Source organism: Cyanobium sp. ATX 6A2 (genome assembly GCF_024346355.1).
GTDB lineage: Bacteria > Cyanobacteriota > Cyanobacteriia > PCC-6307 > Cyanobiaceae > NIES-981.
Genome location: NZ_JAGQCU010000010.1, coordinates 48,026 through 61,656, shown reverse-complemented (window position 1 = coordinate 61,656; position 13,631 = coordinate 48,026). Strand labels below are relative to the sequence as shown.

The following is a 13,631-nucleotide window of genomic DNA, read 5'->3' as shown; positions in this document are numbered from 1 at the left end:
GCGGCCGGCCGGGTCGTATTCCCCAGCACCATGGCGCTGCACGAGGGCTGTGCCATCAGCCTGCGGAAAACCTGGGGAAAGACATGGTCCCGGCGGGGGGATCGGGACCGGGCCGGGAGTGATCAGCACTGCTGATCAGCGGCCAGCGGAGGGCCCATTCTCAGCGGCGCGGGTGCTGCATGCTGGTCGCCCGAGGGCGTCTTCCATGGCCGGCACCGTGACCGTTGCACTGCTGGGAACCGGGCTGCTCGGGGCCGCCATCGGCCAGCGGCTGCTGGAGCAGGGACTGGGCGTGCAGGCCTGGAATCGCAGCCCTGAGCGGTTGGGGGCGCTGGCGGCCCTCGGTGCCATCGGCTGCCGTGAGCCGCAGCAGGCCCTGGAGGGCTGCGACTGGGTGATCACGGTGCTCAGTGATGGAGCCGCAACGCGCTCGGTGCTGCAGCGCTGCGACCTGCAGGACCAGCGGGTGCTGCAGATGGGCACCATCGCCCCAGCCGAGAGCCGCGAGCTCGGCACAGTGATCGGCGCGGCGGGCGGCGACTACCTGGAGGTACCGGTGCTGGGCAGCCGCCCGGAAGCCCTGAGCGGCAGTCTGCAGGTGATGGCCGCTGGTCCCGCGGCCCTGTTCGAGCAGGCCCTGCCATTGCTGAAGCGACTCGACCCCGAGCCGCGGCTGCTGGGACCGCTGGGTGCCGCGCTGGAGACCAAGCTGGCCCTCAATCAGCTGATCGCCAGCCTCACCCACGCCTTCAGCCTGTCGCTGCATCTGGTGCAGTCCAGCGGCGTGGAGGTGGAGCACTTCATGGAGCTGCTGCGGGGCAGCGCCCTCTACGCCCCCACCTTCGACAAGAAGCTGCCACGCCTGCTGGCAGACAACTACGACCAGCCCAACTTCCCCACGGCTCACCTGCGCAAGGATCTGCTGCTGTTTCTGGCGGCAGCGCGGCAACGGGGCCTGGACACCCGCGGCCTGCGGGGGCTGGCTGAGCTGCTGAGCGCTGCCGAGGGCAGCGCGATCGATGGCCTCGACTACAGCGCCCTGCACCGGCTTACGGCCAAGACGGCGGCGTGGAGCTGAGCTCCAGGACCTGGCACAGAGCCGCCACCACGGCCTGGGAGGCGGCCGCGCTCCAGCCCGCCTCCACTCCCCGGGCCGCTGGTCCAGGCGTGAGCACAAACCGCAGCCGCCATGCCTGAGGGTGTCCCTCCAGCTCCAGCCACAGCGGGCCCCGCTCAAGCTCCAGGGTCAGCCGCTCCTCTGGCATCAGGCGGTCCGCCAGGGCCGCCAGTTCGTTTGCCAGCTCGCAACACCCCTCTCCAAGGGCCCGGGCCTCCTCGGCCTGAAGCTCAAGCGCCCAGCCGTCGCCGCCGATCAGCACCGGGAAGGAGCCGCGGCCGGGATCCAGGCACAGCCTCCAGCCCGGACCCTCCTGAACCTGCAAGCTCAGCCGGGCAGCAGGGCGGGCTGGTCCTGCTCGTCGCTGAGTTCGATGATGGCCCGCTGCACGGGCTTGATCATCGAGTCGTCCAGCAGGCCGTCAAAATCGTCGAAGCGGCGCTGCTTGGCCCGGAAGGCGATGCGCACGGTGGTGAGGTAGCGGTTGCTGGAATGGCGGATCAGGCTCTCGGCCCTCTGGGCCAGGTCCTTGGAATTCACCTCGAGTCCGGTTTGCATCCGTCCGCAGCCACAGCCCCCAACCTAGTGGAAGGTCGCTAGAAGTCCCTGATGCAGGGCACCGTGGCCATCGACCTGGGCAGCACCACCACCGTGGTGGCACACCAGCCCCCCGGTGGCGCTGCCGAACTGCTTGCCTTGCCCCCTTACAGCCTGGCCGCTCCCGTGGTGGTGCCCTCGCTGCTGTGGCTCAGCCATGCCGGGCAGGCCCGGCCGCTGATCGGCAGGCAGGTGCTGGAGGCCGGCCTGGCCCACCACGACGACCCCCGGCTGCAGCGCGACTTCAAGCGGCGCATCGCCGCCACACCGGTATCCGCCGGAGCCGGCAGCGTGTCGGCGGAACGGGCCGGCAGCCTGCTCCTGCAGCATCTCTGGCAGGCCCTGCCGCCCGGGCTGGAACCCCGGCGGCTGGTGCTCACCGCCCCGATCGAGGCCTACCGGGGCTATCGCCAGTGGCTGCTTGAGGCGTGCCGCAACCTGGAGGTGCAGGACCTGGCCCTGGTGGATGAACCCACCGCGGCGGCGATCGGTGCCGGCCTGCCCGCCGGCAGCACCGTGCTGGTGGTGGATCTGGGGGGCGGCACCATCGACCTGTCGCTGGTGCAGCTGGATGGGGGCGAAGGCCGGGCGGCACCGATCGCCCAACTGCTGCGCTTCGCCGGCCGCAACCTCAACGACAGCTGCCAGCAGTTGCGCTGCGCCCGGGTGATCGGCAAGGCCGGGGTGGCCCTGGGCGGGCGCGACATCGACCGCTGGATCGCCGATCTGCTCTGCCCCGATCAAGCGATCAGCGGCTCGTTGCTGGACGCCAGCGAACGGCTGAAGTGCCAGCTCAGCGAGCAGAGCGAGGCCCTGGTGCTGTGGAGTCCGCCCCTGGCCCAGCCGCGCGAACTGCGGCTGGGCCAGGCCGGCCTGGAAGCCCTGCTCCGGGAGCGCGGCCTGATCGAGCACCTCGACGCCCTGCTCGCCGAGGTGCTGGCAGCGGGCCGCCGCGCCGGCCTTGCCCTGGAGCGCGTCACGGCCGTGCTGCCGGTGGGCGGCACGAGCCAGCTGCCGGCCATCCGCGACTGGATCCGCCAGCGCTGCGCGGACGTGCCGATCCTTAACCAGCGGCCGGTGGAGGCCGTGGCCCTCGGCGCACTGGCGCTCACCCCTGGCGTCCAGGTGAAGGATGTGCTTTCGCGGGGGGTGTCGCTGCGCTGCTGGGAGCAGCGCAGCGGTCGCCACCACTGGCATCCCCTGTTCATGGCCGGGCAGAGCTGGCCGACTGATCAACCCCTGGATCTGGTGCTGGCCTGCAGCCGCGACGGGCAGCAGGAGTTGGAGCTGGTGCTGGGTGAGCCCCTCGACGAGCAGCGCCGTGAAGTGGTGTTTGAAGCCGGCCTGCCGGTGCTGCGCAGCCGGGGCGCCGGTGCCGCCGGGGTACAGCCCTGGGACCAGAGGCCCACAGCCCTGCCGCTCAGCCCTGCCGGGGAGCGGGGGCAGGATCGCCTGCGGCTGCGCTTCAGGATCGACGCCGACGGCCAGTTGCTGGTAGACACCACCGACCTGCTCAGCGGCGAACAGCGCGGACCGGTCAGGCTGGGAGTGGTGCGCTGAGGGCCGTGCTGGCAGCAGGCTGCGGCAGTGGACGACACCGGGGCCGCACCCGCCGGCCGCCAATCCCGCCCTGCCTCCCATAACAATGGGAGATCGCGCGCTTTCGCTTTGGCCCTGCGCCACCACAGGCTGCCTCGACTCTGGCTGGGCCTCACCCTGGGTTTGGTGGCTGTCGGCCTCGGGTCCGTCTACTGGTGGGAGCGGCAGCTGCCCCAGCGGCTTGAGCAGGCCGCTGCCCGGGGGGATCTCGACGCCTGTCTGCGCTACGGCGAGCAGTTGCAAGCCCTGCGCTGGCTGGGCGATCGGGCCCCGGGCGCCCAGGGGGAATGCCGGCGCCGCAGGGCCGCCCAGCTGTGGGAGCAGCAGCGCTGGGCCGAGGCGCTGCAGCTGCAGCTGCAGCTGGTGAACTCCGAGATCGGCACCCCCGAGGATCGCAGCCTGCTCGACGACTGGCAGCAGACCCTCAAACGCCAGGCCCTTGAGCTCTTCCAGGCCGGTGATCTGGACGGCAGCCTGGCCCGGCTTGAGCCGATGGGCGAGCACCGCCGCCCGGATCGCTCCGCCCTCGGGGATCAGCTCCGCCAGATCTGGGAACGGAACCGTCAGGGCCTGGAGCGCTCGCGGCGCCTGGTGGAGGAACAGCGCTGGTGGGAAGCCCTCGACGCCCTCAACCGGCTGGACCATCCCTGGTGGCAGCAGCAGGGGGAAGCGGTGCGCGCCCAGGTGAAGAGCAACCTCAACCGGCTGAGCGAGCAGGAACGGCAACGCGACAGCCATGGGGAGCTGCGCCACAGCGTGCCCATCGAGCGCCTCGAGGCGGAGGTGAGCCGGCTGATTGCCGAGGGGATGGATGACTGGGCGGCCTTCAACAAGGGCTGCGAGGCCCTGGGGGGTCGGGTGGTGGAGCTGGGTCCGGAATCGGCCTGCCAGCGCTGACAGGCTGCGTGACAGGATTGGCCGCAAATCCGGGAGAGGCCATGCAGCCAGGAGATCAGGTCAAGGTCTGCAACAGCGTGGTGGTGTATCACCACCCCCAGCACCGGGGTGAGGCCTTCGACCTGCAGGGGCAGCAGGGTGAAGTGCTGTCGGTGCTCAACAACTGGAAGGGCCGCCAGATCAGTCCCAGCCTTCCGGTGGTGGTGGCGTTCGGGAAATTCCGCGCTCACTTCCGGGCCGACGAACTGGAGCAGGCCTGAAGGCAGGGTCGTGGTCTCAGGGCCGCAGCAGATAGACCCCCTCCTCACCGTCCACGCCCATGAGGCAGAGCTGGATGGTTTCCTGGCGGCTGGTGGGCAGGACGCGACCGCAGAAATCCGGCTGGATGGGCAGCTCCCGGTGCCCCCGATCCACCATCACTAGCAGGCTCACCCGCCGCGGCCGGCCCCAGGCCTGGAGCGCATCGAGGGCGGCCCTGACCGTGCGCCCCGTGAAGATCACATCATCCACCAGCAGCACATGGCGGCCGTCGAGATCGACCGGCAGGTCGGTGGCCTGCACCAGCCGGGTGCCGATGCGATCGAGATCATCGCGGTGGAAGGTGGGGTCGAGGCTGCCCTGCTCGACCGCATGGCCACAGAGCTCGGCCAGACGCACGCCGAGCACCTTGGCCAGGGCCACCCCGCGGGTGGGAATGCCGAGTAACACCAGGCGACGGCTGTCAACGACCTGTTCGAGAACCTGGGTGGCCAACCGGTCCAGCGTGCGGGAGAGGTCGGTCCTGGACAGGATTTCCAGGCGCTCCATCGGGCCGCCGCGATTCAGGGGATCCTAGGGACCGCGGCGATGTGACCAAAACCTGACGGGAGGGGAGATCCGGAAGGGGCCCGCAACTTTCGGGCTGTAGGTTGGGTTTTGTACACGTGCATCAGCAATCTTGATTGCCTGTGCGTGAACCTGTGCATGAAAGCGTCGGGTGCAAGTCGTTCGGTGAATTCAGGTTCGTCCCAGATGTCAGCTTCCCCCGCTCAGGATTCAGCCGGCACCGCCAGCACGACATCCACCGCAACCACCAGGAACGGCTCCGGGTCCCAAGTACCGGTGGCCCCGGTTGTGCTCACCATCCTCGATGGTTGGGGATACCGCCAGGGTGACGACCACAACGCCATCCGCGCCGCCGACACACCGGTGATGGATGCCCTCTGGCATGCCTACCCCCACACCCTGATCGAAGCCAGCGGGGCGGCGGTGGGTCTGCCCGACGACCAGATGGGCAATTCCGAGGTGGGGCACCTCACCATCGGCAGTGGCCGCGTCATCCGCCAGGAGCTGGTGCGGATCAGCAAGGCCGTGCGCGATGGCTCCCTGGCCACCAACCCTGCCCTCGATGCCCTGGCCCACCAGCTGCTCAGCAGCGGCGGCAGCCTGCACCTGCTCGGGCTCTGCTCCGACGGGGGAGTGCACAGCCACATCGACCACCTGGGCGGGTTGCTGCGCTGGGCGGCCGGCCGTGGCCTCAGCGATGTCTGCGTGCATGTGATCACCGACGGCCGCGACACGGCGCCGAACAGCGCGCCACGCTTCCTGGCCCAGGTGGAGCAGCAGATCGAGGCGGCAGGCGTTGGCCGCATCGCCACCGTCTGCGGCCGCTACTGGGCCATGGACCGCGACACCCGCTGGGATCGCACCGAGAAGGCCTTCCGGCTGCTCACGGAAGCCGAGCCGGTCTCATCCCTGAGTGCGCTGGAGGTCATCGAGGCCTCCTACAGGGGGGAGGTGGGGGATGAATTTCTGGAGCCGGTGCGACTGGCCGAGGGGGAGGTGAAGCCCGGGGACGGACTGGTGTGCTTCAACTTCCGTCCCGACCGGGTTCGGCAGTTGATCCGTGCCCTGGTGCTGCCGGAATTCAGCGGCTTCGCCCGGACGCCGATCAGTGATCTGGCGGTGGTCACCTTCACCCAGTACGAGAAGGGCCTACCGGTGGCGGTGGCCTTCCCGCCCGAATCCCTCGAGGGACTGCTCGGTCAGGTGGTGTCCGAGGCGGGGCTGCGCCAGTTCCGCACCGCCGAAACCGAGAAATACCCCCATGTCACCTACTTCATGAACGGGGGGATCGAGCAGGCGTTTCCCGGTGAGGATCGTCACCTGGTGCCGTCACCGCGGGTGGCCACCTACGATCAGGCCCCGGAGATGTCAGCTGAACAGCTCACCGACAGCTGCATCGCCGCCATTGAGAAGGGCATCTATGCCTTGGTCGTGATCAACTACGCCAACCCGGACATGGTGGGGCACACCGGCAAGATGGACGCCGCCACCACCGCCATCAGCACCGTGGATCGCTGTGTAGGCCGGCTGTTGGATGCCACCGGCCGCATGGGTGGCACCATGCTGATCACCGCCGATCACGGCAACGCTGAGGTGATGCAGGCAGCCGACGGCCGTCCGTGGACTGCCCACACCACCAATCCGGTGCCTGTGATCCTGGTGGAGGGCGAGACGCGCAAGCTGCCAGGCCATGGCAATGACATCCAGCTGCGCGAGCACGGCGGCCTGGCCGACATCGCCCCGACCCTCCTGGAGATCCTGACTCTGCCCAAGCCTCCCACCATGAGCGGGGTATCGCTGGTGAGTCCGGCCGATGTCAATGCGGTTCCCAACCGCTTACCCCAGGTTCTGGGCGTCTAGGCTGCGACCTGACGATCAGGACTCGCCATGCTGACCAGCATCCTCACCTGGATCTGGGTGGGATCTGCCGTGCTGCTGATCATCACGGTGCTGCTGCACAGCCCCAAGGGCGATGGCATGGGTGGTCTGGCCGCCAGCGGCGGCTCGATGTTCACCAGCGCCCGCAGTGCTGAACAGACCCTCAATCGCATCACCTGGACGCTGCTGCTGGTGTTCCTGTCCCTGGCGGTGGTACTCAGCGCCGGCTGGCTGGGTTGATCAGGTCATGATCAACCGCCGCAGCCTCCTCGCCGTGCTGGGCCTGGGCTCCCTGGCGCCGGTCCTGGCCGCCCTGCTGGGTCGTGCCACCACGGCTGATGCCGCCAGCCCTGCCAACGATCCGGCCTGGCAACTCAGTGACAGCCAATGGCGCGAGCGCCTCAGCCCAGAGAGCTACGCCGTGCTGCGCCGGGAGGGCACGGAACGTCCCTTCTCCAGCGCCCTCAACGCCGAAAAGCGACCGGGCACCTATCGCTGCGCCGGCTGCGAGCTGCCCCTGTTCAGCTCCGAGGCGAAATACGACAGCGGCACTGGCTGGCCTAGTTTTTTCGCCGCCCTGCCGCAGGCGATCAGCAGCAAACGGGATTTCAAGCTGATCGTTCCGCGCACCGAATACCACTGCAGCCGCTGCGGCGGACATCAGGGACACGTGTTCAACGATGGACCGCCCCCCAGCGGCAAGCGCTACTGCAACAACGGCGTGGCGCTCATCTTTGAGCCCGATTAGAAACCGCCATAAGCGCGCATGAAACGCGCATGACCATGAAAAAGGAGGGCCGAAGCCCTCCCTTGATCTGACGAAATGGTCAGGGTTGTCGCCGATCAGTAGTCGAAGTCGCCACCCATGCCGCCGCCGCCGGCGGGAGCTGCTTCCTTCTTCTCGGGCAGGTCGGCCACGATGCACTCGGTGGTGAGCACCATGCCGGCAATGGAGGCCGCATTCTGCAGACCGGAACGGGTCACCTTGGCAGGATCGACGATACCGGCTGCCAGCATGTCGACATACTCGCCGGTGGCAGCGTTATAGCCCTCGTTGAAGGACTTGTTCTTGACGTGCTCTGCCACAACCGAGCCATTGACACCGGCGTTCTCAGCGATGCGCTTGAGGGGAGCGGTGAGGGCGGAGGCCACGATCGTGGCGCCGATCAGTTCCTCACCGGAGAGATTGGCCGCAGCCCACTCCTCCAGAGCTGGAGCCAGGTGGGCCAGGGTGGTGCCACCGCCGGGCACAATGCCCTCCTCCACCGCCGCTTTGGTGGCATTGATGGCGTCCTCGAGACGCAGTTTCTTGTCCTTCATCTCGGTTTCGGTGGCGGCACCCACCTTCACCACAGCCACGCCACCGCTCAGCTTGGCCAGACGCTCCTGAAGTTTCTCCTTGTCATAGGAGGAGTCGGTTTCGTCCATCTGCTTGCGGATCTGCTCGCAGCGGGCCTTGACAGCAGCCTCGTTGCCCTCGGCAACGATGGTGGTGGTGTCCTTGGTGATCGTGATGCGGCGGGCGGTGCCCAGCATCTCGATCTTGGCGTTCTCGAGCTTGAGGCCGGCGTCCTCGGTGATCAGCTGACCATTGGTGAGAACGGCGATGTCCTCAAGCATGGCCTTGCGGCGATCGCCGAAGCCGGGAGCCTTGACAGCAGCCACATTGAGAACACCGCGCAGGCGGTTCACCACCAGGGTGGCGAGAGCTTCCTTCTCGATATCCTCGGCGATGATCAGCAGGGGCTTGCCGGTGCGGGCAATCTGCTCGAGCACAGGCACCAGATCTTGCACGAGGCCGATCTTCTTGTCGGTGAGCAGGATGTAGGGATCATCCAGCACCGCCTCCATGCGCTCGGTGTCGGTGGCGAAGTAGGGCGAGATGTAGCCCTTGTCGAAGCGCATGCCCTCGGTGACCTCCAGCTCGGTGGTCATCGACTTGCCTTCCTCGAGGGAGATCACGCCCTCCTTGCCGACCTTGTCCATGGCGTCGGCGATCATGCGACCCACCTCTTCGTCGTTGCCGGCGGAGATGGTGCCCACCTGAGCGATGGCATTGCTGTCACTGATCGGGGTGGCGTGCTCCTCGATCTTCTTGACGAGGAAGTCAGCGGCCTTGTCGATGCCCTTCTTGAGGGTGATGGCATTGGCACCGGCAGCCACGTTGCGCAGACCGGCCTTCACCATGGCGTGGGCCAGCACGGTGGCCGTGGTGGTGCCATCACCGGCGGCGTCGTTGGTCTTGGAGGCGGCCTGACGGATCAGGGCCACGCCGGTGTTCTCGATGTGGTCCTCCAGTTCGATCTCCTTAGCGATGGTGACGCCATCGTTGATGATCTGGGGAGCACCGAACTTCTTCTCGAGCACCACGTTGCGACCCTTCGGACCGAGGGTGACGGCAACGGCCTCAGCCAGGATGTCGATACCCTTTTCGAGGGCGCGACGAGCCTGCTCGTTGTAAATAATTCGTTTGGCCATGGAAGGCAGGGTAGAGAAGGACGAGTTTGAATGAAACTTGGATGCTCAGCATCAGACGCTTGTAGTCAGCTCAGCTGACCACAGGGCACCTGAGCTCAGCTGACAACAGCAAGGATGTCCTTTTCGGACAGCAGCACATACTCATCGGCGCCCAGCTTGACGTCGGTACCGGCGTACTTGCTGTAGAGAACCTTGTCACCCACACCCACTTCGGGGGCCTGGCGGGAGCCGTCATCGTTGCGCTTGCCGGGGCCCACCTGGACCACTTCACCCACCTGGGGCTTTTCCTTGGCGGTGTCGGGCAGCAGGATGCCACCGGCAGTTTTTTCTTCAGACTCGGAAACCTTGATGAAAACGCGATCTCCAAGGGGTTTGACAGTGGAGACGCTGAGAGAAACAGCAGCCATGGATAAGTGCGACAGCAACGACATGGCGTCACGGACGCCATTGCAGCGATCAGGGCCAAGCCTGGACGGATGCCCAGGTCTGGCACTCGACCACCACGAGTGCCAACCTATGCGGCCAGCCCTTCCCGGCACCAGCAGGGCGCTGTGCGGGTGACCGAACCTCGCCCCGGCATCAGCCCAGAGCGCTCCCCTGGCGACTGCGACGGGACCAGAGGTGGGAGGGCTCGGTGGTAAGGTAACCCCGCTTATCAACGGTGAGACAGCGCGATACCGCCCTCTCCCGTAAGGCACCTACCACCTCTCCTTGTTCTATGGCTGCGACTGCCACCGGCACCACCACGGGCACCAAAGGCATCATCCGGCAGGTGATCGGGCCGGTGATCGACGTTGAGTTCCCCGCCGGCAAGCTGCCCAGGATCTACAACGCCCTGCGCGTCTTGGGCCAGAACCCCGCGGGTCAGGAGGTGGCCCTGACCGCGGAGGTGCAACAGCTGCTCGGGGACCATCGGGTGAGAGCCGTTGCCATGAGCAGCACCGACGGCCTGGTGCGGGGCATGGAAGCCCTCGACACCGGATCTCCGATCATGGTGCCGGTCGGCGAAGCCACCCTGGGCCGCATCTTCAACGTGCTCGGCGAGCCGGTGGATGAGCAGGGTCCGGTGAACACCACCTCCATGGCGCCCATTCACCGCGAAGCTCCCAAGCTCACCGAGCTGGAAACCAAGCCCAAGGTCTTCGAGACGGGCATCAAGGTGATCGACCTGCTCGCTCCCTATCGCCAGGGCGGCAAGGTTGGCCTCTTCGGGGGTGCCGGAGTGGGCAAAACCGTGCTCATCCAGGAACTGATCAACAACATCGCCAAAGAGCACGGCGGTGTCTCGGTGTTTGGTGGCGTAGGTGAGCGCACTCGGGAGGGCAATGACCTCTATGAGGAATTCAAGGATTCCGGCGTGATCAACGCCGACGACCTTTCCAAGTCGAAGGTGGCACTCTGCTTCGGGCAGATGAATGAGCCCCCTGGCGCCCGTATGCGGGTGGGCCTCTCGGCCCTCACCATGGCCGAACATTTCCGCGATGTGAACAAGCAGGACGTGCTGCTGTTCATCGACAACATCTTCCGCTTTGTGCAGGCCGGCTCCGAGGTGAGCGCCCTCCTGGGACGCATGCCCTCCGCTGTGGGTTACCAGCCCACCCTGGGTACTGATGTCGGCACCCTTCAGGAGCGCATCACCTCCACCCTTGAGGGTTCCATCACCTCGATCCAGGCGGTCTACGTTCCGGCGGACGACCTCACCGACCCGGCTCCGGCCACCACCTTCGCCCACTTGGACGCCACCACCGTGCTCAGCCGCGGCCTGGCTTCCAAGGGCATTTACCCAGCTGTGGATCCCCTCGACTCCACCAGCACCATGCTGCAGCCCAACGTGGTGGGAGACGAGCACTACCGCACAGCCCGCGCCGTGCAGAGCACCCTGCAGCGCTACAAAGAACTGCAGGACATTATTGCCATCCTGGGCCTTGATGAACTCTCGGAAGATGACCGCCGGACGGTGGATCGGGCTCGCAAGATCGAAAAGTTCCTCTCCCAGCCCTTCTTCGTGGCCGAGGTGTTCACTGGAATGTCCGGTAAATACGTGAAGCTTGAGGAAACCATCCGCGGCTTCAACATGATCCTGGCCGGTGAACTCGACGCACTGCCTGAGGCGGCCTTCTACCTGGTTGGCAGCATCGATGATGTCAAGGCCAAGGCCGAAAAGCTGCTTGCTGAGTCCAAGGGTTGAGTCCCTTGCCATTGTCCTGAGGAGCACAAGCCATGACCTTGACCTTGCGCGTACTGGCCCCTGACCAGAGCGTTTTCGACGGCAGCGCCGATGAGGTGATCCTGCCTTGCACCACCGGCCAGATGGGTATTTTGCCTGGCCACATCACCTTGCTCACCGCCCTGAAAACCGGGGTGATGCGCCTCAGGGCCGGCGGTGAATGGGTCTCCATTGCCCTGTTGGGCGGTTTCGCCGAAGTTGAAGCCGACGACGTAACCGTGCTGGTGAACGGCGCCGAACTGGGCAGCATGATCGATGCCGCCGCGGCGCAAGCCGCCTTCGAGACCGCCCAGCAGGCCGCCAAGGCCTACGAAGGCCAGTCTCCCAGCACGGAAAAGATCAAGGCCGCTCAGGATCTGGCCCGCACCCGCGCTTGGCTGCAGGCCAGCAAGGCCAACTGAGCCATCCAGCCTGAGCCACTTAACCCATCCCCACCGGGATGGGTTTTTTGCTGGATGGATGAATACTGGCCGGGGATGAATACTGGCCGGAACAGCTGCCGCTGGCCTGAGCAGCTGGAGGCATGAAAAAGCGCCCCAGCTGGGGCGCGGCAACAACTGACACCATCAGGCGGTGGTGCAACGACGGCTCAAGCGGTGCCGCAGAAAGTGACATCGGGGAAGCGGACCTTGGCCTCATCGAGGCTTTTGCCCTTGCCCTCCTCCTGCCAGTAGTTGATCACTTCAGTGGCCTGGTTGAGGATCTCCACACGCTCGTTGTCTGTGATCCAGCTCTTGGCCTCCAGCTCCGACTTCAGGGTTTCCCAGGCATCCTCGCGGGGCCAGAAGAAATAGGCACTCAGGGGGCTTGGCCCGCCACCCACGATCTGGTCCACCGCCAAGGCGACGTTGTCTGGCAGCCAGAGGATCTTCAGCAGGAAACGGCCCTCATCGGCCTTCGGGGTGTAGCCGGAGGGAACCCCGTCGGCATCAATCGTGGCAGTAGCCAGGGCTGAACTGCCGGAGCGCAGCACCGGACGGCCCTCGGTGGCGCTCTCAGCAGGGGAGGCTTCCCTGGGGAGAGCTTCAGTGGCGGAAGCCACTTCGGGCGCCTCGCTCACGGCAGCGCTGGCGGCGCTCTCGGTGGCTGTCATGGGGTCTGCGATCAAGACAGAGAATCAAAGAACTAACCTACCAGCCGCTTTGCCCAGGCCCCTGCCGCACACCCCCCAGTCGCGAGCCCACCAGCCCCCTGCTCTCGCCCTGCCGCTGCCCGAATCAGCACCGAGGGCCGTGCTGCTGTTTGACATCGACGGGGTGGTGCGCGATGTGGCGGCCAGCTACCGCCGCGCCCTGGCCGAAACGGTGCACCACTACGGCGGCTGGCGCCCGGATGCCACCTGCATCGACGCCCTCAAGGGGGAGGGCCGCTGGAACAACGACTGGGAGGCGAGCCTGGAGTTGCTGCGCCGTCATGGCCTCGATCCCCTGCCGGCGTTCAGCGCCCTGGTGACGGTGTTCAGCGGCTTCTACTTCGGTGGCGACCCCGACGGTGAGCCGGCCCAGTGGCGCGGATTCATCGGCGACGAGGCCCTGCTGATCGACCGCTCCTGCTTTGAGAGCCTGAGCGCGGCAGGCATCGCCTGGGGGTTTGTGAGCGGGGCTGAACCCGCATCCGCGCGCTACGTGCTCGAGCAGCGCCTGGGCCTGAGCGACCCGCCGCTGGTGGCCATGGGCGACGCCCCGGACAAGCCCGATCCCACCGGCCTGATGCGGCTGGCCAGGATGCTGGGGGGCGAACCGGGTGCGCTGGCACCCCCGGTGGCCTACCTGGGCGACACGGTCGCCGATGTGCTCACGGTTCAGAACGCCCGTCGCCTCTATCCGAGCCAGCGCTTCTTCAGCCTGGCCGTCGCCCCCCCCCATCTGCACCACCAGCCCGAGGCCCGCCGCCGCTACGAGCGCAGCCTCCAGAGCGCCGGCGCCGATGCCGTGATCACAACCAGTGATGCGGCCCTGGGAGAGCTCGAGCAGCTGCTGGCAACGGCCTGAGCCAGCGGCATCGAGCTGGCCT

16 protein-coding genes are annotated in these 13,631 nt (G+C 66.8%); 10 read left to right on the top strand and 6 right to left on the bottom strand.

The genetic code is table 11. The annotated features are described in order from the left end of the window. The first annotated feature begins 205 nt into the window (after positions 1–205). Positions 206–1,078 carry an NAD(P)-dependent oxidoreductase gene (locus KBY96_RS10390; RefSeq protein WP_254979298.1) on the top strand — a complete coding sequence of 291 codons (873 nt, stop codon included), beginning with the start codon at positions 206–208 and terminating at the stop codon, positions 1,076–1,078. On the opposite strand, the gene KBY96_RS10385 is transcribed toward KBY96_RS10390, so the two are convergent. Together KBY96_RS10385 and KBY96_RS10380 are read right to left on the bottom strand one after the other, a co-directional pair. Further along, on the bottom strand, positions 1,050–1,442 hold the full coding sequence (locus tag KBY96_RS10385; protein ID WP_254979297.1) for a DUF1818 family protein: 393 nt from the start codon (positions 1,440–1,442) through the stop codon (positions 1,050–1,052). The two genes, KBY96_RS10390 and KBY96_RS10385, sit on opposite strands and share 29 nt — an antisense overlap. A 2-nt stretch (positions 1,443–1,444) precedes the next feature. Then, positions 1,445–1,675, bottom strand: a complete 231-nt coding sequence (locus tag KBY96_RS10380) for a DNA-directed RNA polymerase subunit omega (RefSeq protein ID WP_254979296.1) — start codon at positions 1,673–1,675, stop codon at positions 1,445–1,447. 51 nt (positions 1,676–1,726) lie between these two features. Between KBY96_RS10380 and KBY96_RS10375 the strand changes: the two genes are divergently transcribed. From KBY96_RS10375 to KBY96_RS10365, 3 genes are all read left to right on the top strand, one after another. Next, entirely contained in the window at positions 1,727–3,274 is a 1,548-nt protein-coding gene (locus KBY96_RS10375) for an Hsp70 family protein (protein ID WP_254979295.1), read from the top strand. Between the two features lie 165 nt (positions 3,275–3,439). Beyond that, positions 3,440–4,210: a hypothetical protein gene (locus KBY96_RS10370; protein ID WP_254979294.1), complete on the top strand. Its 771-nt coding sequence runs from the start codon at positions 3,440–3,442 to the stop codon at positions 4,208–4,210. 41 nt (positions 4,211–4,251) lie between these two features. Then, positions 4,252–4,470 (top strand): ferredoxin-thioredoxin reductase variable chain, encoded by a 219-nt coding sequence (locus tag KBY96_RS10365; protein WP_254979293.1) that lies wholly within the window; start codon positions 4,252–4,254, stop codon positions 4,468–4,470. A 16-nt stretch (positions 4,471–4,486) separates the two neighbouring features. Here the strand turns inward: KBY96_RS10365 and pyrR are convergent, their stop codons facing one another. Next, positions 4,487–5,017 (bottom strand): bifunctional pyr operon transcriptional regulator/uracil phosphoribosyltransferase PyrR, encoded by a 531-nt coding sequence (pyrR, locus tag KBY96_RS10360; RefSeq protein ID WP_254979292.1) that lies wholly within the window; start codon positions 5,015–5,017, stop codon positions 4,487–4,489. Positions 5,018–5,311: 294 nt separating this feature from the next. On the opposite strand from pyrR, the gene gpmI reads away from it, so the two are divergent. Genes gpmI through msrB form a run of 3 tightly spaced genes read left to right on the top strand, consistent with a single transcriptional unit; the run spans position 5,312 to position 7,661 of the window. Further along, positions 5,312–6,895 carry a 2,3-bisphosphoglycerate-independent phosphoglycerate mutase gene (gpmI, locus tag KBY96_RS10355; RefSeq protein WP_254979291.1) on the top strand — a complete coding sequence of 528 codons (1,584 nt, stop codon included), beginning with the start codon at positions 5,312–5,314 and terminating at the stop codon, positions 6,893–6,895. Positions 6,896–6,922: 27 nt separating this feature from the next. Then, a complete protein-coding gene (gene secG / locus KBY96_RS10350; RefSeq protein WP_254979290.1) occupies positions 6,923–7,153 on the top strand; it encodes a preprotein translocase subunit SecG in 231 nt (76 codons plus the stop codon). Positions 7,154–7,160: 7 nt separating this feature from the next. Next, positions 7,161–7,661, top strand: coding sequence for a peptide-methionine (R)-S-oxide reductase MsrB (gene msrB / locus KBY96_RS10345; RefSeq protein ID WP_254979289.1), 501 nt, complete (start codon positions 7,161–7,163; stop codon positions 7,659–7,661). Positions 7,662–7,756: 95 nt separating this feature from the next. Here msrB and groL read toward each other — a convergent pair whose 3' ends face one another. Further along, positions 7,757–9,391 carry a chaperonin GroEL gene (gene groL / locus KBY96_RS10340; protein ID WP_254979288.1) on the bottom strand — a complete coding sequence of 545 codons (1,635 nt, stop codon included), beginning with the start codon at positions 9,389–9,391 and terminating at the stop codon, positions 7,757–7,759. 95 nt (positions 9,392–9,486) lie between these two features. Beyond that, positions 9,487–9,798, bottom strand: a complete 312-nt coding sequence (gene groES / locus KBY96_RS10335) for a co-chaperone GroES (protein ID WP_254979339.1) — start codon at positions 9,796–9,798, stop codon at positions 9,487–9,489. 311 nt (positions 9,799–10,109) lie between these two features. On the opposite strand from groES, the gene atpD reads away from it, so the two are divergent. Both atpD and atpC read left to right on the top strand, forming a co-directional pair. Then, on the top strand, positions 10,110–11,579 hold the full coding sequence (atpD, locus tag KBY96_RS10330; RefSeq protein ID WP_254979287.1) for a F0F1 ATP synthase subunit beta: 1,470 nt from the start codon (positions 10,110–10,112) through the stop codon (positions 11,577–11,579). A gap of 32 nt (positions 11,580–11,611) precedes the next feature. Next, a complete protein-coding gene (atpC, locus tag KBY96_RS10325) occupies positions 11,612–12,019 on the top strand; it encodes an ATP synthase F1 subunit epsilon (RefSeq protein WP_254979286.1) in 408 nt (135 codons plus the stop codon). Between the two features lie 188 nt (positions 12,020–12,207). On the opposite strand, the gene KBY96_RS10320 is transcribed toward atpC, so the two are convergent. Beyond that, positions 12,208–12,711, bottom strand: coding sequence for a 30S ribosomal protein PSRP-3 (locus tag KBY96_RS10320; protein ID WP_254979285.1), 504 nt, complete (start codon positions 12,709–12,711; stop codon positions 12,208–12,210). 49 nt (positions 12,712–12,760) lie between these two features. Here KBY96_RS10320 and KBY96_RS10315 point away from each other — a divergent pair, with 49 nt between their 5' ends. Then, the gene (locus KBY96_RS10315) at positions 12,761–13,609 is read left to right on the top strand and encodes a TIGR01548 family HAD-type hydrolase (protein WP_396122314.1); all 849 of its coding nucleotides are present in this window, start codon (positions 12,761–12,763) and stop codon (positions 13,607–13,609) included. The last annotated feature ends 22 nt before the right edge of the window (positions 13,610–13,631 follow it).